The sequence below is a fragment of the Acidobacteriota bacterium genome (assembly GCA_040754075.1).
GTDB lineage: Bacteria > Acidobacteriota > Blastocatellia > UBA7656 > UBA7656 > JBFMDH01.
This window is the reverse complement of sequence record JBFMDH010000003.1, coordinates 344,276-371,112: the sequence shown is the minus strand read 5'-3', so window position 1 is coordinate 371,112 and position 26,837 is coordinate 344,276. Positions and strand designations below refer to the sequence as shown.

Below are 26,837 nucleotides of genomic sequence, written 5' to 3'. Positions count from 1 at the left end.
TGGCGCAGCCCGTCGTCTCTACATCTCGGTTTCGGGCGGCTATGCCGCTTTGATGTGCGGAAAGGCTAAGCCTTTCCGCAAAGCTTATCGTCTGAAACTTGCGGCTACGCCGCCAATTGGGGCGTAGCCCCGAAAGAAAAATAGCGACTCAACGGTGAGTCCGAGACTCACCGCACATCAAAGCGGCACAGCCGCAATGCTTTTATAACGAATCAACGCAGGACGATATTGACCATCAAAACCAGGTGGTCAGATGTCGCTTTCTCGGCAGAAGAGTATCAGAACTATGTGAGAGTAATTATGGCAAATCAGGCATTCATAACAGCGCGCGAGCAGAAAATCCTGACCGCTTCCTTCATCGTTGGCGGAGTTGGTTTGCTCGCCGGATTGATGTTCGCAAGCCCGAGAGCGTGGGCAGGAGTGTTGCTCAACGCTTTTTATTTCCTGACGCTGGCGCTTGGCGCAATGGTTTTTTTGAGCATTTATCATGTCTCGAACGCCGGCTGGAGCGCGGTCATTCGCCGCATTCCCGAAGCGATGATGAATTATCTGCCGCTTGGCGCGATGGCTATGCTCACGGTCTTTTTCGGCAGACACACGCTCTACGAATGGACCCATTTTTCATCAGCGGAAGCGAGCGCCGGATTGCACCTGAAACTGACGTTTTTGAACACGCCGTTTTTCTTTGCGCGCATGTTGGTGGCGCTGGCGTTATGGACAGTGTTTGCCTGGCTCATGGTCAGAGAATCACATCGGCAGGATGAAGACCGGTTGCCCGCACACACGACGCGGAGCAAAAAACTGTCGGCAATTTTTCTGGCAGTCTTTGCCATCACTTTTTCGCTGGCGAGTTTCGATTGGCTCATGTCGCTTGAAGCCGAATTCTACAGCACGATTTATGCCTTTTATTGTTTTTCGGGATTGTTTCTAAGCGGGATTGCGGCAATCACGGTTCTTGCCATTGTCTTGCATCGGCGCGGCGTATTGCCGCAACTCAACGCCGACCATCTGCACAATCTCGGCAAACTGGTCTTTGGATTTTCAACCTTCTGGGCATACATCTGGCTGTCGCAATACCTGTTGATTTATTACGCCAACATTCCCGAAGAGACCATTTATTACATACGCCGCACGCAAACCGGCGGCTGGAAATTTTTCTTCCTCTTGAACCTCTTTTTGAACTGGGTGTTGCCTTTCGCCTTGTTGATTTCGCGCCGCGCCAAACGCAGCGAAACGTTATTGCTGTGGGTGTGCGCGATTATTCTCGTCGGTCACTGGCTGGATTTGTATGTGATGATTTATCCGGCGTTGGGACTCTCATCCTTGCCCGGTTATGTTGACCTCACGCTGTTAATCGGTTTTGCGGCGCTCTTTGTGTGGGCGTTTGTTGAAGGCTTGAAGAAAGCCGCGTTGTTGCCCAAACACGACCCCTATTTGGCGGAGAGTCTGGCGCTGCATTCGGATGAAACGGAGGAAGAACCTGTTGCGTGGGACGCCAGCGCCTACCGCGCCCTGGCGCTTTCGACCATCGGGTTCGCGGTTAGCTTTGCGGCGTGGGGATTGATGGGGGCGCTGGCTCCGCGTTTTCGTGAACTCTACAACCTCACGCCTGTGCAAACTGCGATATTGATTGCCGTCCCGGTGTTGCTGGGTTCCATCGGTCGTTTGCCGCTGGGCATTCTTGCGGACAAATACGGCGGGCGCAAAGTATTCGGCTTGCTCTTATGTTTTTGTCTGTTTCCGGCAATTGGCGCGAGCTTCAGCAACTCTTATGCAAGCTTGATTGGTTGGGGTTTGTTGTTGGGTTTTGCGGGAACGAGTTTTTCGGTAGGCGTATCGTTCACCTCGAAATGGTTTCCGGCGCATCAACAGGGCATCGCGCTGGGAGTTTATGGGATGGGCAACATCGGGCAATCCATCGCTGTGTTTGGCGCGCCTGCTTTGGTTGCCGCCACCGGCAACTGGCGTGTGCCATTCTGGATATTCGGCGCGTTGGCAGGTCTATTCGGGTTGGTCTTTCTGGCATTAGCGCGTAACGCCGCTGTGCCTTCCCAACCGAAAAAGTTTGGCGAATATTTCGCCATCTTAAAACGCGAGCCGATTGCCTGGGTGTTGTCGTTATTCTATTTCCTGACCTTCGGCGGCTTCGTTGCGCTGAGCCTCTATTTGCCGACCCTGCTCAAAGATATTTTCGGGTTGACGATGACCGATGCGGGGGCGCGGGTTGCCGGTTTTGTGATTGTGGCAACCGCGATGCGACCCTTTGGCGGCGGACTAGCGGACAAATACGGCGGCGCGCGGGTGTTGTTTTTCGTGCTCGCAGGCATCACGCTTTTATCGCTTGGGTTGCTCTCATCAAACATGCTGGTTTTCACCATCGGAGTGTTAGGTTGCGCGGCGATGTTGGGCGCAGGCAACGGGGCGGTCTTCAAACTGGTGCCGGAATATTTCCCGCGCGAAACCGGAACCATCACTGGACTTGTCGGCGCGGCAGGCGGACTGGGCGGCTTTTTCCCGCCGCTGGTGTTAGGCGTGATTCGCGGACAAACCGGTTCCTATACGCTGGGGTTTATTTTCCTTTCGGTTTTTGCGCTTCTCTGTTTAGCCATGAATTATTTTATCTTCCTGCGCCACAGAGGCGAACCCTATGAAGCGGCAACAGCATGATGAGGATGAAGATGGGCATTCACACATATCAGAGTGGCAATTAGGCATCACCTTGAAATCTACGAGTGGGCGCGCCTTGATCTGACTCTGACGACATCCCTCGAATTGACCGCCAATGAGTTGTGAGAGTTGCCAGACAGGGTGCGCGACGTTTGCTTAACGAACGCGCTAAACGGGATATTTTGGTCAAACAAGAAGTTGATATGGCGTCAAGCGGTTTGAAAATTCAGTTTTCTTTGACTATCTGTAGTTGCCGGTTGATGACTTATCTGTTGACCGCCACGCAAGACCTTTCGCCCGTTGCACACCGCTCCGGCGGGTAATTATCCGGCGAGTGCCTCACTGCAAGATTTCGCCAAGCAAATAATCTATAACCTCTTTAGCGGAGTAGTCGGTTTTACCGGAACTCAGAAATTGCCTGACCTTTATCAAATCATCGCCACTCGTCACCAGCGGCGGCTCAATATAGCCGTTTTTGCGGCGTTGCGGGAAACCCGCTGTTGCCACCAGGGTATTACATAAACACACTTTGCCGATGGTATCTTCGAGTTGCCTGTCTTTTTTCAGGTAAGCCTCGACAGGCTCCGCCGGACAACGATAGCCGAGTGCGCCATCAGCGCGTTTGAACAGTGTACGTAGAAAACCCAGATCGCAAATCCGAGAACGCGCTTGATAAATTTCTTTCTCTGACAAGGTGTCTTCAAGTATGACTATTTTGAAAGGAAAACCTGTCGGCGAAGCTATAGAACTCGTGCAAACTTTTACCTTTTGATGGAGTACCTTGCCCAGCAATCGCTTTTTCAATTCCGGCTCCATGCCTGATTCATTGCAAAGGGCAAACGCCGTTCCCACCTGAATCCCCGCTGCCCCTGCATCCAAGGCTTTCTGCAATTGCGCCGGATGTCCATACCCCCCTGCCAACCAGAAAGGCAATCCCAACTGCCGTACCTTTGCCAACTCTACAGCATCTTTGTCGCTATAAATTGGCTCGCCCGCTTCATTCAGTTGCAGCGCGCCACGCGGTGGCGCATTGTGTCCGCCAGCCGTGTGACCTTCGATTACGAAACCGTCCACCTTGCCTTCGCTGCGTTTGAGCAGAGCTTGCGCCAACCCTGTCGAAGCGATAATCGGCAGGAAACGCGGGCGTTTGAGTTGTCCGATGATGTTGGTGATGCCAGAGAAAACTTGCTGCGGATCGAAATGCATATGGTAGGCGTCGTCATGGTCTGCGCCCACGACATTGAGGCGATACTTCGTTGATAAGTGCATTGCCAGTTTATTCAAGACTCCGGCAATCTGTGTGGGAATGCCCGCGCCCATCAACACAAAATCCACACCGGCGAGCATCGCGCCATAGAGCGACGCGAGGTTAGGCAATTGCACTTTTTCAAGTAGGTTGATGCCGACCAAACCGGTATGATTTTCTTTGGCAAGAAAGACTTCAACGAAATTGGCGATGACCGTGAGTTGATCAAGAAACCTCGATGGACGAACCGTATAAGCAGGCAATGTTTTGTAAGGATGCGGTGGGGTTTTTCCCTTGGGAATATAATAACGATGCAAAATATTTTGCACCGCTTCCGGTATAGGAAAATGGCTCAAGGCGCGGCGGATGTGTCCTGCAAGGTCGCCATCCATCAAGCGACTGATTAACACGCGACTGAGTCCGGTTCCTGATACCACGCCCAACTGTCCGGTCTGTGAAACGGCTTTCGCCAATCGCCAATCCGAAATTGCTACGCCCATTCCGCCTTGAATAATCATTGGCAAATTCATGCCTGACACCTTCATTCTTAATGCGCCCTGCTGATCGCTTTAAAGGGGTTGCAAACAATCCGCGAGATGCCAGTGCTTTGCCGCAAACCTTCCGGCACAACGTTGGCAATGACAACGATTATTCTTTACTCTTGCGGGTATGTCTGCGAAGGGATTTATCCTAAACCCAGAAACCGCACGAACGCCAGTGTGACGAGCGGTTCCAAACGACCTGCGAAGCTGTTGGTAATCAACGAAGGCGCGTAAAGCATTGCCTAAGCTCCGTGTGTTTTCGGAATGAACGGCTATACTTTCACCTCCACTCGTTCAGTTTACGCTTTCACTTAATAATCATCGGTAGGATGTTTGGTAGTTTGCCAGTCATCCTGCGCTAAATCAGACTGCCGGAGATTGGGGCACAGGTAAAGTTCAGAGTCCAGCCTGAAGGCTAGCAAGTCACCCTAAAGCGTGGACTCTCAACTTCGCGCCTCTACCAATCTCATTAGTTTGGATTTAGATTTAATTTACCCGCCTGATCCGCTATCCCATTGCAAAAAGAGGTCAGGCGCAAACCGGTTATTGGTGAACTCCATGACCGTCGGCGCTTCCGGCAAATTGAATCTCCTGAATTTCAGGCACATCAAAGGGTGTCCGGCGGCTGGTGACGCGCACAAAAAATTTGTCAGCCATTGGTCGCGCGACGCGCTGACAATGAAACGACACCACCAGATCACCGGCTTTGCCATTCTTGAAGTTGTAAACATAGAGACAGGGTAAGCCTTGAGCTTTTTTCTCATCATCGTGAACCACAACATAGCGCCCCTTTAACAGAACATCCAAAAGTTTGACGGTATCAGGAAAGTCAACGACCGCCTGGTCACGGCGCAGATTTTCGGCTTGTCCGGTTTGCAACAAGGCTCCAGCAGAAAACATCGCTATCATCAAAAAAGCAAATATAAGACGTTTCATCATTACTTCCTTCCGGGCTGTTCATTCAGCCACATACTAATTTCATGACCACTGAAGACTAGCGGACTTGTTTGTCCCTTTTTGTATTTTTGCGCTTTGACAGGGATTCAACAATAATGTGAATTCATCATTTTTATGATGCTTATGATGAGATGGGTAGCCGACCGCAAGGCATAAGCGAAGTTTGCCGGGATCGCGCCTTTGTCAAAAAGAGCTACCGGCATCGCGCCATAAGGTTTATAGTTTGCCCTCAACTTTTTAAATTTCGGAGAATTGTATGATTGATCGTCCGGTAGACCATTTACCCGATTTGAGCAGCGACTATTCGATAACCGGCGCGATGCGCGAGAGTTTTGCACGCGACGGGCATATTTATTTACCCGGGATTGCCACAACAGAAGAAATCAACGCCTATCGTCCGGTCATCACTGCCGCAGCACAACGCTACAACACCGAGACCCGCCAGCTCGAAGACCGCGATACTTATGGCAAAGCCTTTTTGCAAATCATGAATCTTTGGACGAAAGATGAAGGCGTCAAGCGGTTTGCTTTCGCCAAACGCTTCGCAAAAATTGCCGCCGAGTTGATGAATGTTAGTGGCGTACGGATGTATCACGACCAGGCGCTTTACAAAGAACCGGGCGGCGGCGCAACGCCTTATCATCAAGACCAGTTTTATTGGCCCCTCGACACCCCGCACACCATCACCATGTGGATGCCGCTGGTCGATATTACTTCAGAGATTGGCAGCATGACTTTTGTTTCGGGTTCGCACCGTTTAGGGTATCTCGACAAGTTGCCGATTTCCGATGAATCGCAGTCCGAATTTCAAAAATTGATTTCAGGGCGTGGGCTTTCGACCCACACTTATGGAGCGATGCGCGCGGGCGATGCGACTTTTCACGCCGGTTGGACTTTGCACAGCGCGCCCGCCAATCCGACAAACCGCATGCGCGAAGTAATGACCATCATTTATATGGCAGCGGATGCGCGCGTCGTCGCGCCCGACCATCCCAATCGTGAAGCCGATTTAGCCACCTGGATGCCCGGCATTAAACCCGGCGAAATCGCCGCCAGTCCGCTCAACCCGATTCTCTGGCAGAAGTAAATCGGTCACCCTGTTTTCCACAATTTTTCCAAGTGAACTTTATCTTCACGCTTTCTTTTTTCCATTAAAAAAAATTTGTAAAAAATTTTCTTGGTGAGCGATTTCCTTTCCGAATCGCGCCTTACGATGTGAAGGCTCGAAAACAGCCGCCTTCGACATTTGAATTCTGTGCCAAGAAAGGAGATGCCATGCGTGAATTTCTCTTATTTCAAAGACCTTTCCCGGAAATCGCCCACCGACAATTTGAAGATATATTGCTGCCTGCGGTGAACGCCTGTACGCAAATCGTTTTGGGATTTTTGTTGCTCCTCTTGCTTTGCGTCATTTGGCTGGCATTCCTTGATTGGCGAAAACGACAACAAAGCAAACAGACAATGGTTAAGAGAACGCCAAACCCTTTCAACGCGCGCACAGACAGTCACGCCGCATTGGTTATCAAACAGGATTCGATATTTTAAGAGGAGAAAAATTATGTTGAGAAGATGCCGACAACGATTCAACGTTTCTTTTATAAAAACCTTACTGTGCGGTTTGTTAAGTCTCGCTTTTTTATCGGCAGTCGCAAACGCGCGCGCCGCCACGCCGACGGAAACGTTGGTCTTTGCGTCGAATCGCCCGACCAACTGGGACATCTATCTTTTCGACAAAGCCGGAGCCGCGCCCAAACGCTTGACCGATGACCCGGCGCTCGATTACAACGCGGTCTTTTCGCCGGATGGTCGCTGGGTGGTTTTTTGTTCGGAACGGCGCGGCAATCCCGACCTCTTCGTTTTGGATTTGCAAACGGGCGGCGCGCCGCGTTTGCTTGTCGGCACCGAGGCGTTGGAAGATGCGCCGACGATTTCGCCCGATGGCAAATGGCTGGCTTATGTTTCGACACGCGACGGCAACGCCAATATTTACCTCTTGCCGTTTCGCCCGGAATCTTCTGCTCCGACAGCGCAAGCCATCAACTTGACGCGCAATCGGGCGGGCAATTTCAATCCGAGCTTTTCGCCTGACGGGAAACGCATAGCCTTTGCGAGCGACCGCGACGAATACACCAAAGCCTCTTTTGTCGGGCGTTCACCGGGCAGCGAAATCTATGTGATGAATCTCGATGGTAATAATCAGACGCGACTAACGAATGCGAAAGGTTGGGATGGTTCGCCCGTTTGGTCGCGTGACGGCGAGACCCTCTATTTTTATTGTGAACGCGAAAACGATTTGCGCATCTGGCATATGAATGCCGATGGCACAAATGCCGCGCCGATTTCGCCCAAAGGGGTAAAAGCTTTGTCGCCGGTTGAACTCGCCCAAGGTCGCGTCGCTTATGCAGCGAAATTGAATGACCGTTGGCAGCTTGTTTCTTCGGATATAAACGGCGGCAATCCGCGTCTCGAAAGCGACACAGCGAATGAATATTGGGCGCCGGATTTCAACTTGAAAGCCGGCAAGCTCGTCTGTCACGGTTCAGGCATTGTTGAAAAAACCGCGATGATTCCCACGCCGATTGGCGAATTCCCCATGCGCGTTGCCGGAAAGAATGAAAGCAAATCATTGTCAGACCGTTTGATTAAACTCATTCCCTTGCGCGGCGCAACCTTCGCCTCATTCGACCCGCAAGGCGAACAGATGGTTGCCGGATTCGGGCAAATCTTTAAAGTCGAATTTGACCGCAATCGCGTGCAGCCGCTTTATCAATCCCTGAAAGAACCCGGTTGGGCTACCACTTGGTCAAAAGATGGCGAATGGATTGCCTTCACCACCGGTCAGCCTTTCGGCGGGTCGCTGGCGATTTGCGATATTCGGAAAATGCGAACCGATGGCAGCGAACTGGTAAATTTGACTGCCGATTCAAAAGCCAACAATGCGTTGCCGGATGTTTCGCCCGACAGTCGGCACATCGTCTTTCGCAGCAACCGCGATGGCAATCAGGAAATTTATTTGATGGATGCCGATGGTAAAAATCTTCGCCGCCTCACCAATCATCCGGCGACCGATACCATGCCGAACTTCTCACCTGACGGCAAACAGATCGCTTTCGCAAGCACACGCGATGACGATTATGAACTTTACACTCTGGATATCAGTGAAGACGGCACGCCCGGCGCATTGCGTCGCTTGACCGATTCGCCGCGCCGCGATACCCACCCGCGCTATTCGCCAGACGGGAAATGGTTGGTCTTTGCTTCGGAACGCAATGGTTTCACCGATGAAATGCCGCTGGTCAACGAAGTGATTTTCAATCCGCAACCGTTTGGCGAAATTTATGTGATGCGACTAGCCGACGGCAAAGTCTTGCGTTTGACGCATAACAAATGGGAAGACGGTTTGGCGATTTGGCGACCTCTGAAAAAAGCGAATATCGAAGCCGCTCGCCTGAAATAATTGTGAGCAACAAATCATTGGTGACGAATTGCGAAACCACGAAAAGCGACGATGATTTCAGAGATGGGCAAGCTCAATCAATTGAAACGCTCGGTCATTGGCTGGCTGTACGCCGGACGCCGTCAGGTTCAACTTGAAGTCGTTGACGGCAAAGCGACAAATCGCTATGCTCTGCGCGAATCACACATAATTTCAGCGAATCCGCAGAGTCGGTCTATGGTGAAATCATCGCCACAAGAGGTCACGCGCTTGTTGCAAGAATGGCGCAGGGGCGACCGCGCCGCTTTGGAAAAACTGACGCCGCTGGTGTATGACGAATTGCGCCGATTGGCAAACCATTATTTGCGCGGTGAACGCAAAGACCACACCTTGCAAGGCACGGCGCTGGTTCACGAAGCCTACATGAAAATGTGCGGCTACACGGACATCAACTGGTCAAACCGTTCACATTTTTTCGGCGTCGCGGCGCATATCATGCGACAGATTCTTATAGACCACGCGCGCAAACATCAAACCGACAAACGTGGTGGCGGCAAACCTCGTATTCCGCTTGAAGAAGCCGCCGTCTTTTCAATTGAACGCGCTACGGAATTAATCGCCCTTGATGATGCGCTCATCGGCCTTGAACATGTTGATGCGCTCAAGAGTCGTTTGATTGAACTTCGCTATTTCGCCGGTCTGCAAATCGAAGAGATCGCTGATGTCGAATCCATATCGGTCGCCACCGTGCGCCGTCATTTGCGAATGGCAGAAGCCTGGTTACACAGGGAATTGAATCACAGGATGTAGGATTCAGGGCAGAAGAAACGATGAAGGCGGAATGATGAACGATGAACAACGGCAAAATATTGTTTAAACGAACAATTTCACGATGCTGTTTGTTCACCCTGCCTCGTTCCAATTTCATATTTTCCTTTGCCCAAACCCTGAATCCTGAATCCTGAATCCTGACCTATGAATCAAGAACGTTGGAAAAAGATAGATGAATTGTTTGAAGCAGCGTTGGCGCGTCAAGGTGAAGCGCGCGCGGAGTTTCTCAAGGGCGAATGCGGCGATGATGTGACGCTCAGGCAAGAGGTCGAATCCTTGCTGGCGCATCAACAACCGACGGGTCGTTTCATCCCGACCATGATTCAGGAAGCGGCTGAACTTTTGCCGTTTGAATCTTCCGCGCTCAGCCGCCGCCGCGATGCACGCTTCATTCCCGGCACGGTCATTGCCGGACGTTATCGCGTCATTGGTTTGTTAGGCAAAGGCGGCATGGGCGAAGTCTATCGCGCCGACGATTTGAAACTCGCGCAAGCCGTCGCGTTGAAATTCTTACCGGAAAAACTGGCGCAAGATAAAACGATGCGTGAACGCTTTCACCGCGAAGTTCGCATCGCCCGACAGATTTCGCATCCCAACGTCTGTCGCGTTTTTGACATCGGCGAAGCCCAGGGGCAGACCTTTCTTTCGATGGAATATATTGACGGCGAAGACCTCGCGACCTTGCTTCGTCGCATCGGCAGACTTCCCGAAAGCAAAGCGGTAGAGATTGCCGCGCAACTGTGCAGCGGCTTGGCGGCGGCGCACAGCGAAGGCGTTTTGCATCGTGATTTGAAACCTGCAAATGTCATGATTGACGGGCGCGGGCGAGCGAAGATTACCGATTTCGGCTTGGCGGGACTGGCAGAGGATTTTGAAGGCGCGGAAGTACGCGCAGGCACTCCCGCTTACATGGCTCCCGAACAACTGGCAGGCAAAGAGGTGACGGCGCGTAGCGATATTTACGCGCTGGGGTTGGTGTTGTATGAAGTCTTCACCGGCAAGAAGGTTTTTACGGCATCATCATTTGATGAGTTGATGCGTTTGCATGAATCAAGCCAGCCGCCGAGCATTTCCGAGCACGCCAAAGGGGTTGACCCATTGGTTGAACGAGTGATTTTGCGGTGTCTGGAACGCGACCCGCAAAATCGCCCGGTTTCGGTTTCGCAAGTGGCGGCGGCGTTGCCCGGTGGCGACCCGCTGGCAGCGGCAATCGCGGCGGGCGAAACGCCTTCACCGGAAATGGTAGCGGCGGCTCCCAAGAAAGGCGCGTTGAAACCCGCAATCGCTTTGTCTTGTTTAGTCGGCGGAATTGCCATGCTCGTTTTTATGATGTTCGCTTCGATGAGAGTTTCGCCGCAAAATCGTATTCCGTTCAATAAATCTGCGGAAGTTCTCTCTGAAAAAGCCAACGAAATCATCAACAAATTCGGCTACACGGACGCGCCAGCCGAAAGGCATTATCGGTTTTACGCCGATTATTCTTATTTCGATTATTATGTTCGGGAAGATTCCTCGCCGAAAAAATTTGCCAATATCGAGAGCGGTCAGCCATTGTTTTGTGTTTTTATCGAGCGTCAAAGCCCAAACACTTTTGAAGTGCGAATGACGGGCAACGGACTTTGGGCGTTTGACTCACAGGCGGAAAGCGGGCAGCGGACGATTTCGCTAGACACGCGCGGACGGTTAGTCGAATTTTCTGCCGTGCCGCCGCAATTTGCCGAACAATCGGACACGAAGGCGGATTTTTCTACGGCATTTCAAGCCGCTGAACTCAATTTAGCAAAATTCAAAGACGTATCGCCGAATTGGACTCCGCCAAATGCCTTTGATGAACGCAAAGCTTGGGAAGGCTCGATGCCCGACAACGAAGAAATTCCTCTGCGTGTCGAAACCGCGAGTTTTCAGGGCAAAATCGTCTTTTTCAAACTAATCTATCCGTGGACGAAACCGGATTCTGACGGTTCGCTAACCTACACGACACGCGATTGGGTTGGCGTTTTTGTCTTTTTCGGAATCTTGTGGGGAATCATCGTTACTGCAATTTTTCTGGCTTGGAAAAACCTCAAATCCGGCAGCGGAGACCGCAAAGGCGCATTCAAAGTTTCGCTTGCCGTTTTTGTTTTGACATTTCTCGGTTGGGTTTTCAGCCTGAATCACGTTCCGTCATTTTTCCCCGAACTTGACCGTATTACGCTCGGATTTCGCAGTGCGTTATACCTTTCCGTGCTGACCTGCATCATGTATCTCGCCCTTGAGCCGATTGTTCGCCGCAATTTGCCGGATTTGATTGTTTCGTGGAATCGTCTGTTGGCGGGCGAATTTGCAGACCCTTTGGTTGGACGTGATGTTTTGCTCGGAACGCTTGTCGGCACAGGTCATATTACGCTGATTTACGCCGGATTTTACACGGAGCGATTGGTTCACGGTGATTTTCGGTTCTATTTCTTTACGGGTGCGTTAGTGAGTTTGCGGAGTTGGACGGCAGGGGTTTTGAGTATTGCGGGAGGCGGCTTTGCCTACGGGTTGATGTTCATTTGTATTCTCGCCGTTTTATTTTTACTGTTTCGCCGCCGACTCTTTGCAGGTTTGGTGATTTTTACCTTGATGGTGACCGTTCAGATTTTGCTGTTCACTCAATCGTGGGTTTATCTGCCTTTTACGCTAACCATCGCCACAATTTTGTGTCTGGCAATTGCCCGACTCGGATTAATGACGATGGTTGTCGCCCAAACCGTTTTTATGTGGCTTGAATCAACTCTTCTCACAACTAATTTTTCGGCGTGGTATGCAAGCGGGATGTTGTTGACGATGGGTTTAATCATCGCGCTACTTGCTTACGGTTGCAAAATCTCTTTGGCAAATCAATCATTGTTGGGCGACCGGTTATTAAAAGATGTGTAGTCCGCTTGGGGTATTAAAGCCAGCACACGTCAATGGCTTACAGCTTTCTTGACTCGCGCCATTTGAAGATTGGCGCTCGCCTCTCAATTGAAAAAGTCTTCCCAAGCTTTTCTATTTTCTCTGCTGGCTCTACCGCTGCCATAAATGCTTGCGTTATTATCAATCGTTCTCGCAAACCAGCCGAAGGAATTTTATTAGCCGAGAGAAATTTTATGACCGATAAATATAAAAGCCTCGAAACCAAATTGATTCACGCGGGCGAACCCGTGCCGCGCATCAGCGGCGCAGTGGTGACGCCGATTTTTCAATCCGCCATGTTTGAATACGCGGGCGAATCGGATTACCACGCCGTCAAATACATTCGCCTCAATAACACGCCAAACCATTTGGCATTGCATAAAAAATTAGCCGCGTTGGAAAACGCCGAAGCCGCAGTGGTCACCGCAAGCGGCATGGCGGCGATTTCAACGGCGCTGCTCACCATGCTTTCGGCGGGCGACCATATCCTGATGCAGGATTGTCTTTATGGCGGCACCCATGATTTAGTCACCAAAGATTTTAAAGATTTCGGACTCACTTACACCTTTATCAACGGCGATAATCCATCGAGTTGGCAGGAGCATCTGCGCCCGAACACCAAAGCGATTTATGTCGAAGCCATGACCAACCCGCTACTGCAAGTCGCAGACCTCAAAGCCGTCGTCGAGTTTGCCAAAGCTTACGGTTTGATTTCGATGATTGATAACACCTTTGCAAGCCCGGTGAATTTTCGCCCTGCCGAGTGGGGATTTGATTTGTCATTGCATAGCGCGACAAAATATTTGAACGGGCATTCGGATATTGTCGCGGGCGCGGTCATCGGGCGCGCCGATTTAGTCGAACGCATCACCCATCGGTTGAATCATCTGGGCGGCAGCCTTGACCCGCACGCTGCATTCTTGCTCTCTCGCGGGGTGAAGACGCTCGCTTTGCGCGTCGCAAGAAATAATGAGAACGCTTTGCGACTGGCGGAATTTCTGGAATCGCACGCGGCGGTGCAGAAAGTCAATTATGCGGGCTTGGAGAGTAACGAGCCTTACGCGCGCGCCCGTGAATTATTCGACGGATTCGGCGGCGTCCTCAGTTTTGAACTGAAAGGTGATGTGGCGCGCGCCGAAGCCTTTATGCAACGGGTGCAACTGGCGATTATCGCACCAAGCCTCGGCGGCATTGAAACCCTGATGACGCGACCCGTAACCACCTCACATTCGGGAATGTCCGCAGAAGACCGAAAAAAAGCGGGTATCAATGATACCTTGATTCGCGTCTCGGTCGGCATCGAAGCGACCGAAGATTTAATCGCCGATTTCTCGCAGGCGTTAGCGGATTAGCGCAGAGGGGGAATCATCAGTAAATCACTGTTTGTCGCAAGTGGCAGACTGGGTTAATTTTTTTCCCGCAAAGGCGCGCAGAAAATTTTCAATATCGAAAGCCGCTTCGACGCTTGCGCGCCGCACCTCTAACGGCAGCTCTTTTTGAAAGCGACCCATATCGTAATAGCTCTCAAACTGCTGCCAGCGCCGCCGCAACCGCCGTTGAACTTGTTCGGCGTTGATTGGCAAAGCGGCGTCGGGCAATTCGCCGGTGAGCAGAAAGCAGAAGCCATTGACCTCGCTCACCTGCGCATTGCACCAATTCTCCAATAAATCGCCCAGTAGATAAGCGTAAGCTTCACCGGCGCAGTGAAAGACCCAAGCTTGCGCTTCGCTTAACTCCGGGTCTTTGACGACGGCGATTTCAGCAGGCGCAGGGCTTTGTGGCAAACCGAGTTCGGCGGCAACGGCGCTTGCCAACCTGGGCGACAGGGCGCGACGCGGCGTGAAAAAGCGTGGCGGCGGCGCGTCATCTTCGCTTGCCCGGACAATCAATTTGCGCCCTTGCCGCCGCACAGCGCGCCGCGCCACGCCGCCGAATAAAAAGCTTTGATTAATGCCGGTTCCCCATTCCATCTCGCCAAGTTTGCGTCCGGTGATTTCGTCAACCACCTCCATAGACTGGCGCGTCGCGTCTGACAAATTCGCGTAGATTTCGCGCTGTTCGTAAAGGCGTTGCCAAACGGCTCCCGGTCGCAGATTGCCATCGGGCAAACGGACGAAATAATTTTTATCAATCAGCGCGGAAAGGATGTCGTCAAACGCCGCTTTAGAGATGAGCGGCTCGCCCGTCGGGGTGGCGAACAGTTCATAAACTTCGCGAGGCACAAGCTCGCCGTGGCGCACCTGTTTGATATAAGAGCAAAGCTGTTGGACGATGACCGATGGACGAAAAAAATAATCTTTGGCGTGAAGTTCGCCCATCGAAGCGGCGCGAATGAAGACGCGAAACATCGCCGCTTCGATGGGCGAACGATAAAAACCGACAACCGCTGAACGCGACGAACGGCGATTGCCGCGCCCGATGCGTTGCAGAAAGGCGCTGGCGTCATCCGGCGCGCCGATGAGAATGACCAAATCCACATCGCCGATGTCTATGCCGAGTTCCAGCGTCGAAGTGGCGAAACACAAAGCGGCTGAGGCTTCGGCAAAATGGCGTTCGGTTTGATGGCGCAAACGCGCATCGAGGCTGGCGTGATGCACGAAGACATTATCGCCAAACGGCGCGCGGTGTTTGAAAACTTGCGCCAACGCTTCGCATTCGCTTCGCGCATTGCAAAACGCCAGCGCCTTTTTCACGCCGCGCTTGCGCAAACCGGCAAATAAATCGCGCAACGATTCCTCTCCCTGCATCTCCAGCAACTCGACATCCAGCGGTCTTTGCCCGGCGGCTTGAATGACCAGCGGGTCGGCGAAATAGCGCGCCGCTACGGCTTGCGGATTACCGACGGTCGCTGACAATGCGCAAAATTGCAGGTTGTCGGTCGGGCTATCGCCGCGCCCGTGCGCGTAACGTCGCAACCTGCGCAAGCGATTCAATAACACGCGCAATCCGTCGCCACGCGCGGTGTTGTCGTATAGATGAATTTCATCAAGGATAACCGCGCGCGTGTCTTTCAACAGTCGCGGACGGTTGGCAAGCAACGAATCAAGCGATTCAGGGGTGGTCAGCAGCAGGTTCGGCGGGCGGCGCGCATCAAGCGCCGGTTCATCGCCGGTTTTGATTGCCATAGTAATGGCGAGTTGTTCGAGTGGCGCTTGCAGTCTTTTTGCCAGGTCGCGGGTGAGGGCGCGCGTCGGCGTGACATACAGCACGTCGAAGGCGTGCAACGCGGCAGTCTGTTGTTTGAGCCTTTCAATCAGAGGCATCAACGCGGCTTCGGTTTTGCCGCTTGCCGTCGAAGCTATCAACAGACAATTTTTCCCCGCGAGGATGGGTTCGATAGCGAGCTTTTGAATTTCCGTGAAGCGCCCGAAACGCCCTAAAAATGCGCCCCAAGTGTGCGGCAGTTTCGCTTTTAGCGAATGAAGAAATGAAGAGGACATCGCCTTGACAATCGGTCACACACCGGAATGTGTGCGGCACAAAAAACTAAAATCCGTAGCGTCCAAATAACGATTGTCGCATCTCTGCGACGGCTTCGCTCGCTGGGTAATCCACGTGCGCGTAGCAGGTGTCATAAACTTCTATGGCGAGGCGTATGGTTTGCCGCAAATTGAGCAAGCGGCGCTCCAGCCCTTCATGCGCGCCTTGCGACAAATCCAATTGATTGCCGTCGCGTTCATAACCATAAGCCTGGCGATGCAGCGCGAACAGTTGTCCCATCAATTGTTCGAGCGTCTGCGCCGATAAATCGCCGGTGAGTTTGATAATCTGCTCTTCGCCAAGCCAACGCTGATAATCGAAGGTGTTTGCCGATGGCGTGACCGCGAACATCACCAACAGCTGGCTGCGGTCGGCAAAGCGAAAAGGGTGTTCACGTTGCTGATGTTCAAGCTGGCTTTCGCTCAGGCGACAATCTTCGCGCCCGTGCATCGCCGTGTAGATGAGAGCTTTGAAAAAATTGTCCGCCCGCTCCTTGCCGCGTTGGGTGAGCAAACTGTAATGCTCCGATTCATCAAGCAACACCGCCAGTCCCGCATAACCGACTTGCGCCGCAAGCCAGCCCCAACCGTTTAGCAGGTAACAATACTGATCAGCGGCAGTGGTCATCATCGAAAGCGCGCGCGCCGGAAATTCTTTGCTCTTAAGCGGCAGCGCGGCGCGCACCGTTTGAATAAACACCTTTTCGCCGGAAATCCAATCCAGCAGGGATTCCAAACCTTCGCCGCCCTCAGCGCGCAGCATGGCGTAATTGTGCAGCACGGTTCCGAAAGTCGTGCCGCGCAATTTTTCGCCCATCGCCGCAAATGCGGTCTGCTGAGAGAGGATGCGGTCAAGCAACGGAACCAGGGTTCCCGCATCGGTTGCATCAGGATAACGCAGTGAACGAATCAAGGCGTTGTAAATGCGTTGCGGACGATTGGGCGGCACTTCGCGCAAATCCAGCGATGTCGACGCGACCAGGAAATTGCGCGCCAACGCCTCTTGCGCCGCCAGTTCAAAAAAGTGCGATTTGCCGCTGCCATATTCGCCGAGAACGACGCGGACATCGCCGCCGCGTTGTTCGGTGGTTGCAAAAGCCTGCTGCAAACTTTCGCGTTCAGCTTCCAGCCCGACACTCAATTCGCGCAGGCGTTTGTTGGGCACGATGCCATAGCGTAAAGCTTCGATGGCGCGGCGGGCTTCGAGTTGTTGCGTTTGTTCAGGGGTTGCGGCAACTTCCGGTTTGGTCGGCGCGACGGGTTGCGGCGCGACCGGTTGCGGCAAAGCCGAGGGTTGCAACACCGAAAGCATGGTGGTTTGCACGACGGCGCGAATGCCGTTATCGAAGCGCACGACCGCTTCACGCGCCGCGTTTCTGAGTTCGACAACCTGTCCGCGCCCGAACAGCGGGTGAGTAACGATGGAGCCGACCACTAATACTCGCCTCCCTGCGAGCGACCCAGTTGTTCGGTCACATTGCGCACCACGATTTGAATGCCTTCGGCTTCATAGGTCTGTTCGCCTTCGACACGCTGTTCGGTGAGGATGTCCATCAACGATTTGACGAAATGGCGGCGATGGCTGGTTGACAGCAGTGAGCCGCAAGCTTCGGCGAGTTGCGCGATGTTGTGCAATTGCAACTCACGGTCGAATTTCATGTCGTAAGCCATCTCGAAGATGTCAAGCAACCGCTCGCCAATCATCTTGAGCATTTCATCGCCCGGATAATCAAGTTGATCGAGGCTGATTTGCACGCTGAAGGGATTCTTGCGCGAAAATTTCACCTTTGAACTGATGCGCTGACTGAGGGCTTCGTAATTCGGCGCGATGTTGGTGACAAAGTATGGCGGCACCGCGTAAACAAAGAGTGTCGAAGGCAGACTTTCGCCCGCGCAACGATCAATCACTTCCCGCAGATTGTCGCAGGCGACTTTTTCGGTGCGCGACGAACCGATGCTCACCATGCGGTCGCCTTCATCAAACAGCAGCACGAGTCCCGCATAACCGAGTTCGTGAATTAACTGCGAGAGCGAGCGCAACATTTTGAACGCCACCGAACGGTCTATTCTTTCGGTGATGCTGAATTGGCGCAAATCTTTGAGGGCGACGGCTTCGCCGCGCAGCCAGGCGCTGATTAACTGTTTTCGGGTTTCATTCTCTTCGGCGACCGCTTGCAAATAAAAATAGACCGCGTGGCGATAGGACGGACTTTCAACTTTGAACCGCAGGATGGTATCGAGCCAGAGTTTGACGCGCAGGTCTAAGCCAATGCTGGTCAATGGCGCATCAACACCGAGAGTTTTCAAAGTCGTGTAGAAATGATTTTCGAGAAAGGCTTCCAACCCTTGCGTATCGGCGACGTTGGGGTCTGTATTGTGGAAGATGAGATTGGCGATGACCGCTTGATAGACTTTCAATTGATTGTCATACGGGCATTCTTTGGGACTGAGTTCGGCGCGACTGACGACGTAGCCGTTTTCCCATGCCTTATCGCGCAGGCAATAGAGAAAGTGCGATTTGCCGCTGCCATATTCGCCGACCACCAACTTGAAACTTGAGCCGCCATCGCGCAGATAGCCGCGCAGATATTCGTCTTCGAGAGTTTTGAGCAGCGAGTCAATGCCCACCGTGTAAGCTGCCAGTCCGCGCGTCGGCGGAATCCCTGATTCGCCAAGTTTGCGAACAATATGTTGGGCTTCTTGTTTGCTGAGATTCACGATGATTTCTCCTGCGCGAAGTACAACTCTTTGATGAATTGTCCTTCGGTGGCGCTGGTGGCTAAAAACATGGCGCGTGTCGAATCGCTGCCGACATCAATGGTGGCGACGCTGAAATTGAGTTGTTGCCCTTGGTGATTGAGTTTACGTTGGCGACGCAATTCCAGCATATCGTAAGCAAAGTGGGTTTTCGGGTAATCGGTGAAACTGTTTTTTGACGGATTTTTGCGAAACGCCAGGGGTTGGCGAATCAAGACCAGTTCGCGGTAACAGTCAACGATGCTCAGGCGCGCGCCCGGCTTTTTTCCCGAAAGCGTCAGCAGGCGTTGATAGGCTTCAAACAACTCGGCGAGCAAAGCGTCAAGGTCAATTTTGCGCTCGCAGATTTCACGCCGCGCGCGTTCATAAGTCGAGAGGACTTGAACGACATCCAGTTTGATTTTTTTCGCCGTCACGCTTTGCCGCGAGAATGTTATGTAGACCTGTTTTTTGCGCAAGTCAGGTTCGATGACAAAAAGGTCTGCAACCAGTTTGGTCGGCGGTCCTGTCAGGTCAACGCCCTTTTCTTTGAAGGCTTCGCGCAAATCGCGGGCAAAGGTAAATTCGAGTTCGGAGAGCTGTTCATCGGCAAAAGCGCGTAACTCGGCGGCGGTCGTCGCGTAGCTTTTCGGCAGGATGAAATCGCCGTTTGGATTTTCCAGCGCGACAGCGGCTTCGTAAAGCGCCAGGGCGTTGCGATGCGGGTCTTTCAGAGCGCGCAATGCCACTTCCATCGGTTTGATGACATCGCGACGCACTTTGACTTCGGCAGTCAGTTGTTTGCGGGCTTCGCCAAGCGCAGTGGTCAATTCTTCAACAGCAACTTGCGCCGTTTTGGAAGCGGCGTTGCCGGTTTTGTTAGCCATCAAGTTCTCCTCTGATTGTGATTGTCATACAAGTCAGGCACACACCTGACCGCCTAGTCTAATCTGAACCCTTATAGCGGCGCAAATTGAAGCTGTCTGAAAATCCATCTTTTCGATTTTTCAACTTGCAAGCGGGCGTTGATTAGTCAACGTTTCGGTATTTGTTGTAACATTGCCGTTATGTCAGGACAGTTGTGATAAACCTCAACAAATTATATGAACGGAAAACCATGTTTAATCATCGGCGCGAGTGCCGCATTAAGAAACTACGGCTGATCATAGATACCTCTTTTAATATCTCTGAGGGCTTGGCAAAATAAAGCCGGAGGGAAGCGCATGACTTTGACGATAACCATTCCATCGGAACTTGAAGCCAAGTTGCAAAGCGAAGCGGCGCGACAAGGGCTTAAAACCGATGAATATTTGTTGCGATTACTGGAAGATAAACTGACATCTGAAATTCAGGAGCCATTCTGGAAGCGAGCAACCCAAGAACAGTGGCTCAAGGCTTTTGATAATTGGATGGATGGATACGACGCGAGCCTGCCGCCCTTCTCAGAAAATGATTTGAGTCGTGAAAGTTTCTATGGAGAACGCGGTTGATGGCGGATTTGTATTTGCTTGATACCAATGGTTTGCTGCGCCGCGCACGTCTTAATGACCCGCAACACCAGGCGGCGCGCATGGCTATCACCAAACTTGTTAATAACGGTGATTTACTCCATATCACCTGCCAGAATGTTATTGAATTTTGGAATGTTCTGACGCGCCCCAAAACCAATAACGGGTTTGGACTGACACCAGCGCAAGCCGATGCGGAGATTCACCAACTGGAAAATTTCTTTCCCCTCTTGCCAGATATACCAGACATTTACAAACACTGGCGTCAATTAGTCGTGACTTACCAGGTTTCCGGTGTACAAGTTCACGATGCACGCTTAGTAGGAGCGATGCTTGCACATGGCATTACTCACTTGTTGACCTTTAATATATCTGACTTCAAGCGGTTTTCTTCAATTACTGTCGTAGACCCAAATAGCTTATAAATCGGGAATGAACTATCAATGAACGGAAAACGATGTTTAATCACCGGCGCGAGTGCCGGTATCGGAAAAGTGACGGCACGCAGTCTTGCCGAACAGGGCGCACAGCTTGTCATGGTTTGTCGCGACCGCAGTAAAGGCGAAGCGGCGCTCGGTGAAATCAAAACCCAATCCGGCAATTCAAATATTGAATTGCTGATTGCCGATTTGTCTTCGCTATCAGCGATTCGCCGACTCGCCGATGAATTCAAAGCCAAATATAACCGTCTCGATGTGCTCATCAATAACGCGGGCGTTTATATTCCCAAGCGCGCGCTTACAGTTGATGGTTATGAAACCACTTTTGCGGTCAATCATCTCGCCTATTTTTTACTGACCAATTTATTGCTTGATGTGCTCCGGGCGTCCGCGCCTTCGCGCATCGTCAGCGTCGCCAGCGAAGCCCACAAATACGGCAAAGTCGAATTCGACAACCTGCAAGGCGAGCGCGAATACAAAGGCGTTGCCGCCTATAGCAATTCCAAACTCGAAAATATTTTATTCACACGCGAACTGGCGCGGCGCATTGCCGGAACCGGGGTTACGGCAAACTCTCTGCATCCCGGCGCAGTCGCGACCAGTATTTTTCGCAACACCCCGAAACCGCTTGAATGGCTCATCAAACTGTTTACCATGAGTCCCGAAAAGGGCGCACAAACTTCTGTGTATCTGGCAAGCTCTTCGGAAGTCGAAGGCGTCAGCGGCAAATATTTTGAGAAGAAAAAAGAGAAATACCCATCGCGCGCGGCGCAAGACGATGAACTCGCAAAGAAATTGTGGGAAGTGAGCGAACGACTGACGGGACTCCAGACTTAAACATCCACTTGCCAAGACACCCAATACGCCAACAGAAAAATGCAAATCTGCTTGGCGTATTTGGCGGTTTGGCGGTTAAATAGTTTTTGCTTCGTATCTGAATTTACCACCCCGTTTCTGAAGGAGCCTTCTATGACCCGAAATTCATTTTTATCTATTTCAACACGCAAGCTTGCATTATCAATTTCACTTCTACTTTTGCTCGTCGCTTCGGTTTATGCGCAGAAACGCGCCTTCACGATTGAAGATTTTTACCGCATCAAAGGGGTATCCGGCATTGAGATTTCGCCCGACGGAAAAACCGTTCTTTACGGCGTAACGACTTCGGATTTAGCCCGCGCCCGACGCGCCACACGCATCTGGACGATGGACATCGATGGTAAAAACTCTAAAGAAATCACTACGCAAAACGCTTTCTCGCCGCATTTTCTCCCCGATGGTCGCATCATCTTTCAAGCCGTCAGAGATGGCAACGTGCAACTTTTCGTCATGCCACAAACCGGCGGCGAATGGAAACTACTGACCACACTTTCAACCGGCGTTGGCGATTATGTTATTTCACCCGACGGTAAACTCGTGGCGTTCACTTCGGATGTTTATCCCGAATGCAACGGCAATGACGCCTGCAACAAACGCATTAGTGAACGCTGGGAAAAAGGCGCGCTGCGCGCCCACCTGGCTGATGAATTGTTATATCGCCACTGGACACAATGGCGTGACGGCAAACGCGCGCACACCTTTTTATTGAATATTGAAAGCGGCGCAGTGCGCGACCTCACGCCGGGCAATATGGACTGGCCGCCGTTTGATGTGTCGGGTTCGATTCGCGCAACCTTTTCGCCCGATGGCAAAGAACTCGCGTTAATGTCAAATCACGATAAAGCCCAGGCTTCGTCTACCAACGGCGATGTGTGGTTGCTTGCGCTCACGGACGCTAACGCCAAACCGCGAAACATCACCGCCGCAAATAAAGCTTATGACGGGACGCCGAAATATTCGCCCGATGGCAAATATATCGCCTATCGATTGCAACGACTGCCGGGCTATGAATCGGATTTGTTCCGCCTGGCATTGTATGACCGCGCTACGGGAAAGTCGGAAGTTTTAACCGAAACTTACCGCGACTGGATTGATGATTTTGAATGGAGCAAAGATTCAAAGGCTATCTATTTTACGGGACCATTCAAAGGTCAGGTGCCGATTCATCGGCTTGATTTGACGACAAGAAAAATCACCCAGGTTATCGCTGACAAATCCATCGATGCTTTCACGTTTACCGATGATGAAAAGAAAATCTTTTACATCAGACGCGGCATCGCCGAACCCGCAGAAATTCATAGCGCCGATATTACGAACGGCAAAGCCGCAAATAACCGACAACTGACGAACATTAATACAGCCGTTGCCAACGATGTTGATATTCGTCCTGCCGAACAGATGTGGATTGCGGGCGCGGGCGGCGCCAAGATTCATACCTTCATCGTCAAGCCGCATAATTTCGACCCGAACAAAAAATACCCGTTGATATTAAATGTTCACGGTGGCCCGCAATCGCAATGGGCGGACGGGTTTCGCGGCGACTGGCAAGTCTATCCGGGCGCGGGTTACATCGTGGCGTTTTGCAATCCGCATGGTTCCGTCGGGTACGGTCAAGCCTTTACCGCGCAAATTTCCGGCGACTGGAATGGGATGGTGTTTCAGGATTTGATGCTGGTGACGAGTGCGCTTGAACGTTTGCCTTATGTCGATAAAACGCGAATGGGCGCGATGGGCTGGTCGTATGGCGGATATATGATGAACTGGTTTGCCGGACACACGACGCGCTTTAAAGCGATTGCTTCGATGATGGGACTCTACAATTTGAAATCGTTTTACGGGGCAACCGAAGAGTTATGGTTTCCCGAATGGGACGCGAAAGGTCAGCCGTGGAATTCGCGTTTGTATGAGACGATGTCACCATCGAATTATGTTCGCAATTTCAAAACCCCGACGCTCATCATTACCGGCGAGCGCGATTATCGCGTGCCTTACACGCAATCTTTGGAATTTTTCACCGCCTTGCAAAAACGCGGCGTGCCTTCGCGATTGATTGTCTATCCGAATGCCGGGCACTGGCCCAGTTGGTACGAGATGGCTTTGTACTACACGGCGCATCTTGAATGGTTCCAGAAATATTTAGGTGGCGGCGGCGCGCCCTGGACGACCGAAGCCTTTTTACGCAACGCGGTATTTGATCGTGAAACCGGCAAGCGTTATGAAGACGCGGAAACTGCAAAACCGGAATCCAGTATGCGGCGCAATTGATAAATGACCAAATAATTTGCGCGAGCAGCGAGTTTCGACTGACCTGACAGATGAAACGCGATGTTCGCGCAAACTTTTATTGGGGCGACGCCGTGGGTCGTTATTGATGTTTAAATACTCAAACCTTCTAAAAGCAGTTGAACTTTTGCCTACCTAGCTGCTTGAATCGATTCGATATATTTGGTGAGCGCGTAGATATAGCTCTCTTTTTGCAAACCGCGCGACTGGCGAAACACGGTTCCCCAGACAGGCATCTTGCCGGTTCCATGGGCTTCGATACTTCTGTCGGTTTTTTCTCCGTCAATCAACACAGCGATATGCGTGAAGGGGAATTTTTCACCCTTTTTCTGAATTGCCGTGAGGTCTGCGGGAGCAGTTTTAAGCGAGCCAGCCACCGGCCCCTGACCCTTGCCATCAACTCCGTGACAACTGGCGCAATACTGTGAAAATAGTCTTTTGCCTTTATCGACATAGGCATCTTTGTTGCTGGCTTGCGCATTGCCGACCAGCAATAACCATCCGGCAGTGATCGACGCAGCGAATAAAATAGTCGTAATAATCAGGCGAAATCGTTTCATTGAACCCTCCTTAGAGATACGTTTTGAGCTTACGGGAATCACGCAAGGCAATTGGTATACCGTTAAATTTTCTCTCCGATGCCCAATTTTATTGGGGAAATCCCCACAGTTTCCCCTGACTCAAGCAAAGGATTCGCCCGATTGCGTAAAATTCCGAGCCTCGGGCTTTCACAATCGTTCAAGCCGGTGAATAATTGCTCGAACGTTTCGTAACGCAAACATTATGTTGAAAAAAAAATGGCGCACCTTGATGTTGCTGGCTTTAGCTGAACTGCTCGGCATGGCTGTCTGGTTTTCAGCATCGGCAGTGGTGCCTGCGCTCACCGCCGAATGGACGCTCGGCGATGCCGGTAAGGCGTGGTTGACGATGTCCGTACAAATCGGTTTTGTCGTTGGCGCGTTCGCTTCGGCAATCTTTAACCTCGCCGACCGTATTCCGACGAAAAAACTATTCACCTTTTCCGCGATCTTCGCAGCATTGACCACCTTACTCATTCCTCTGCTTGCGAATGCTCTCGCTGTCGCCTTGGCGCTCAGGTTTTTAACCGGGATGTTTCTTGCAGGCGTCTATCCCGTCGGCATGAAAATCATGGCAACCTGGACAAAAGCCGACCGTGGCTTTGGCATCGGCATTCTCGTCGGCGCGCTCACTCTGGGTTCGGCTGCGCCGCATCTACTGAATGCCTTTGGCGGGGTTCACAACTGGCAGCGGGTGCTTTATCTCGCGGCAATGCTAGCGGCAACCGGCGGATTGCTCTGTTGGTGGTTTGTCAGTGAAGGACCCTTTCAAGCGAAATCGCCGCCGTTTAACTGGCGTTATGTCGGAGAAGTTTCGCGCACCCGCGAAATCGTGCTCGCCAATCTCGGCTACCTCGGTCATATGTGGGAACTCTATGCCATGTGGGCGTGGATTCCGGCTTTCCTGATTGCCAGTTTTGCAACCTACGGCATTGACACGAAATGGGCTGCTGTAGCCAGTTTCGCGGTCATCGGCATCGGCGCTCTGGGGTGCGTGGTGGCAGGAAAACTGGCAGATCAAATGGGACGCACAACCTTGACCATCGCGTCTTTAATCATCAGCGGCGCGTGCGCCTTTGTGGTTGGTTTTTTGTTTGGCGCAAGTCCCGTCTTACTCGTCGGCGTCTGTTTAATCTGGGGCTTTGCGGTGGTCGCCGATTCGGCGCAGTTTTCTGCCTGCGTTACGGAACTTTGCAAACCGGAATACACCGGCACCGCTTTGACGTTGCAAACCAGTCTGGGATTTCTGCTCACGCTGGTGACTATTCGTCTGATTCCTACGTTTGAACGAATGTTTGGCTGGCAACGGGCATTTATGTTTCTGGCAATCGGGCCGGTGTTTGGCATTATCGCCATGCTTGCGCTCAGACGCTTACCGGCTGCTAAAAAATTAGCAGGCGGCAGAGGTTAATTCGCCCAGCTTGCAAAACCATTCGCTGAGGTTGAAAGAGGGTTTAAAGACCGCGCTTCAACCAATGGCGCGGTCAAAGACCTCAACAGATTCAAAGTAAAGCTATTGGCAAATGGCGTTCAATTTGCCACCGTCATTTTACTGACGCATTAAACACCCTGACACTTCGACGCTTTCACCAACCTCAATCCTATTCAGCTTTCTCAAACGTCGCAGAACGAATACCGACCGGGCATATTTCCGGCTTGCGAAATTCCCATTGCAAAAATCCGCCCGCTTCAAATTGCGGCGCGGGTAAATCAACCGGCGGCGCAAGTCTCACAACAAAGTTGACATATTCCGCTTCGCCTATGAATCCTTCATCGCGAATCCACGCGGGCGCTTCTTCATTCGGGCGCGTGCGTTTGAAATAATCCAGCGGCTTTTCGGGTTTGATACCGGCGGTCGGGCGAAACAATCCTTTGCCATCATGATTTTCAATCTGTCCCCATCCGGTCGAAAGGTCGCCCGGGGCGTAGCTCAACACTTCAACAAGGTATTCACCGGGTTCGATTTCAACGTAACCACCAAGCCAGAATTTATCGCCGTCTTTGATCGGCTCAAATTCGTCGTCATTATCCAGCGCGCCGGTAATCAACAACTTCCCGCAGGGAACTTTTAAATGCCAACGCGCCCGCGCCGTCCATTCGGCGCTTTCCTGTTCGTTCAAATCTCCGATAACGACGCGCACCAGATAGCCATCATCCTGATACAAATCCATCGGCATCATCGCGCCCGCTAAAATCAATTCGCGTAGCTTCTGCTGATCGTCGAATAAATCCAGTAAATCTTCGTAGGCGTGACCGCCGAGGCTCATCGGCGCAATCATAATCATGCAACCGGCTTCGTGAATGATAAATTCCAAGCGTTTGGCTTCCATCTATACACC

General features: G+C 51.9%; 20 protein-coding genes. 12 read left to right on the top strand and 8 right to left on the bottom strand.

What is annotated here, in order from left to right; genetic code table 11:
- Positions 1-228 precede the first annotated feature (228 nt).
- The gene (locus tag AB1757_05495) at positions 229-2,667 is read left to right on the top strand and encodes an MFS transporter (GenBank protein MEW6126473.1); all 2,439 of its coding nucleotides are present in this window, start codon (positions 229-231) and stop codon (positions 2,665-2,667) included.
- A 339-nt stretch (positions 2,668-3,006) separates the two neighbouring features.
- Here AB1757_05495 and AB1757_05490 read toward each other — a convergent pair whose 3' ends face one another.
- A complete protein-coding gene (locus tag AB1757_05490; GenBank protein MEW6126472.1) occupies positions 3,007-4,443 on the bottom strand; it encodes a nitronate monooxygenase in 1,437 nt (478 codons plus the stop codon).
- 555 nt (positions 4,444-4,998) lie between these two features.
- The gene (locus tag AB1757_05485) at positions 4,999-5,394 is read right to left on the bottom strand and encodes a hypothetical protein (GenBank protein ID MEW6126471.1); all 396 of its coding nucleotides are present in this window, start codon (positions 5,392-5,394) and stop codon (positions 4,999-5,001) included.
- Between the two features lie 274 nt (positions 5,395-5,668).
- Here AB1757_05485 and AB1757_05480 point away from each other — a divergent pair, with 274 nt between their 5' ends.
- From AB1757_05480 to AB1757_05455, 6 genes are all read left to right on the top strand, one after another.
- Positions 5,669-6,499, top strand: coding sequence for a phytanoyl-CoA dioxygenase family protein (locus tag AB1757_05480; protein MEW6126470.1), 831 nt, complete (start codon positions 5,669-5,671; stop codon positions 6,497-6,499).
- A gap of 188 nt (positions 6,500-6,687) precedes the next feature.
- A complete protein-coding gene (locus AB1757_05475; protein MEW6126469.1) occupies positions 6,688-6,957 on the top strand; it encodes a hypothetical protein in 270 nt (89 codons plus the stop codon).
- 13 nt (positions 6,958-6,970) lie between these two features.
- Positions 6,971-8,869 (top strand): hypothetical protein, encoded by a 1,899-nt coding sequence (locus AB1757_05470; GenBank protein ID MEW6126468.1) that lies wholly within the window; start codon positions 6,971-6,973, stop codon positions 8,867-8,869.
- Positions 8,870-8,920: 51 nt separating this feature from the next.
- Positions 8,921-9,658 (top strand): sigma-70 family RNA polymerase sigma factor, encoded by a 738-nt coding sequence (locus tag AB1757_05465; protein ID MEW6126467.1) that lies wholly within the window; start codon positions 8,921-8,923, stop codon positions 9,656-9,658.
- 165 nt (positions 9,659-9,823) lie between these two features.
- Entirely contained in the window at positions 9,824-12,580 is a 2,757-nt protein-coding gene (locus AB1757_05460; protein ID MEW6126466.1) for a serine/threonine-protein kinase, read from the top strand.
- Between the two features lie 212 nt (positions 12,581-12,792).
- Positions 12,793-13,950 (top strand): aminotransferase class I/II-fold pyridoxal phosphate-dependent enzyme, encoded by a 1,158-nt coding sequence (locus AB1757_05455; protein ID MEW6126465.1) that lies wholly within the window; start codon positions 12,793-12,795, stop codon positions 13,948-13,950.
- Positions 13,951-13,974: 24 nt separating this feature from the next.
- Here the strand turns inward: AB1757_05455 and AB1757_05450 are convergent, their stop codons facing one another.
- The 4 genes from AB1757_05450 to AB1757_05435 are packed head-to-tail and all read right to left on the bottom strand — an operon-like array spanning position 13,975 to position 19,700.
- Positions 13,975-16,038, bottom strand: a complete 2,064-nt coding sequence (locus tag AB1757_05450) for a DEAD/DEAH box helicase (GenBank protein MEW6126464.1) — start codon at positions 16,036-16,038, stop codon at positions 13,975-13,977.
- Positions 16,039-16,084: 46 nt separating this feature from the next.
- Positions 16,085-17,512 carry a BREX system ATP-binding domain-containing protein gene (locus AB1757_05445; GenBank protein MEW6126463.1) on the bottom strand — a complete coding sequence of 476 codons (1,428 nt, stop codon included), beginning with the start codon at positions 17,510-17,512 and terminating at the stop codon, positions 16,085-16,087.
- Complete coding sequence (locus AB1757_05440) at positions 17,512-18,795, bottom strand: BREX system ATP-binding domain-containing protein (protein ID MEW6126462.1); 1,284 nt, start codon at positions 18,793-18,795, stop codon at positions 17,512-17,514. Before AB1757_05440 ends, AB1757_05445 begins: the two co-directional genes overlap by 1 nt.
- A complete protein-coding gene (locus AB1757_05435; GenBank protein MEW6126461.1) occupies positions 18,792-19,700 on the bottom strand; it encodes a hypothetical protein in 909 nt (302 codons plus the stop codon). Before AB1757_05435 ends, AB1757_05440 begins: the two co-directional genes overlap by 4 nt.
- A gap of 336 nt (positions 19,701-20,036) precedes the next feature.
- Here AB1757_05435 and AB1757_05430 point away from each other — a divergent pair, with 336 nt between their 5' ends.
- The 4 genes from AB1757_05430 (at position 20,037) to AB1757_05415 (ending at position 23,902) form a co-directional block, all read left to right on the top strand.
- The gene (locus tag AB1757_05430) at positions 20,037-20,303 is read left to right on the top strand and encodes a hypothetical protein (GenBank protein MEW6126460.1); all 267 of its coding nucleotides are present in this window, start codon (positions 20,037-20,039) and stop codon (positions 20,301-20,303) included.
- Complete coding sequence (locus tag AB1757_05425) at positions 20,303-20,746, top strand: PIN domain-containing protein (protein MEW6126459.1); 444 nt, start codon at positions 20,303-20,305, stop codon at positions 20,744-20,746. Before AB1757_05430 ends, AB1757_05425 begins: the two co-directional genes overlap by 1 nt.
- An 18-nt stretch (positions 20,747-20,764) precedes the next feature.
- Entirely contained in the window at positions 20,765-21,598 is an 834-nt protein-coding gene (locus tag AB1757_05420; GenBank protein MEW6126458.1) for an SDR family oxidoreductase, read from the top strand.
- Between the two features lie 132 nt (positions 21,599-21,730).
- Positions 21,731-23,902 (top strand): S9 family peptidase, encoded by a 2,172-nt coding sequence (locus tag AB1757_05415; GenBank protein MEW6126457.1) that lies wholly within the window; start codon positions 21,731-21,733, stop codon positions 23,900-23,902.
- Positions 23,903-24,051: 149 nt separating this feature from the next.
- Here the strand turns inward: AB1757_05415 and AB1757_05410 are convergent, their stop codons facing one another.
- The gene (locus AB1757_05410) at positions 24,052-24,480 is read right to left on the bottom strand and encodes a cytochrome c (protein MEW6126456.1); all 429 of its coding nucleotides are present in this window, start codon (positions 24,478-24,480) and stop codon (positions 24,052-24,054) included.
- Positions 24,481-24,703: 223 nt separating this feature from the next.
- Between AB1757_05410 and AB1757_05405 the strand changes: the two genes are divergently transcribed.
- Positions 24,704-25,909 (top strand): MFS transporter, encoded by a 1,206-nt coding sequence (locus tag AB1757_05405; GenBank protein ID MEW6126455.1) that lies wholly within the window; start codon positions 24,704-24,706, stop codon positions 25,907-25,909.
- Between the two features lie 190 nt (positions 25,910-26,099).
- On the opposite strand, the gene AB1757_05400 is transcribed toward AB1757_05405, so the two are convergent.
- Positions 26,100-26,828 carry a hypothetical protein gene (locus AB1757_05400; GenBank protein ID MEW6126454.1) on the bottom strand — a complete coding sequence of 243 codons (729 nt, stop codon included), beginning with the start codon at positions 26,826-26,828 and terminating at the stop codon, positions 26,100-26,102.
- Positions 26,829-26,837 lie beyond the last annotated feature (9 nt).